Source organism: Corallococcus praedator, from assembly GCF_003612125.1.
GTDB lineage: Bacteria > Myxococcota > Myxococcia > Myxococcales > Myxococcaceae > Corallococcus > Corallococcus praedator.
Genome location: NZ_RAWI01001119.1, coordinates 1 through 431 on the forward strand (window position 1 = coordinate 1; position 431 = coordinate 431).

Genomic DNA, 431 nt, shown 5'->3' on the forward strand with positions numbered 1-431 from the left:
GCTAAGGGAGCCAGTAACAAAAAACCGACGGAATAGAACAGCGGTAATCCGACGATGAAGCCCGTTACTAAAAAGGCCCACCGAACGTTTTTGACGCCCACCAGCGTCATCATACTCGTTGCTATGCGCTGAGCCGCTCCACTTTGCGCCACTAACTTACCCAGCATGGCTCCCAACGCAATGATGCTCAGAACGGACCCCAATGTGCTGCCAATGCCCGTTTGAATCGCTCCCAAAAGCAGGGTGGGCGGCATCCCCAGCAGCAATCCTACACCGAGTGAGACCACTAAAAAAGCCAGAAACGTATGCAGCCGAACGTACGAAATTAGCAGGATGAGGACGATAAGGCCAAGAATGGTGATGAGTAAAGGCATAGCAGGAGGGGATCGCCAGTTCGTTGCGGATTGGCTGACGCTAAACTACGGGAGCAC

Annotated in this window: 1 protein-coding gene; it reads right to left on the reverse strand. The window is 53.4% G+C overall.

Annotation, left to right across the window (positions count from 1 at the left end; translation table 11 throughout):
* Positions 1 to 374 (reverse strand): GntT/GntP/DsdX family permease (locus tag D7Y13_RS43320; protein WP_244222491.1); only part of this gene is annotated, 374 nt, incomplete at its 3' end.
* Between the last annotated feature and the right edge of the window lie 57 nt (positions 375 to 431).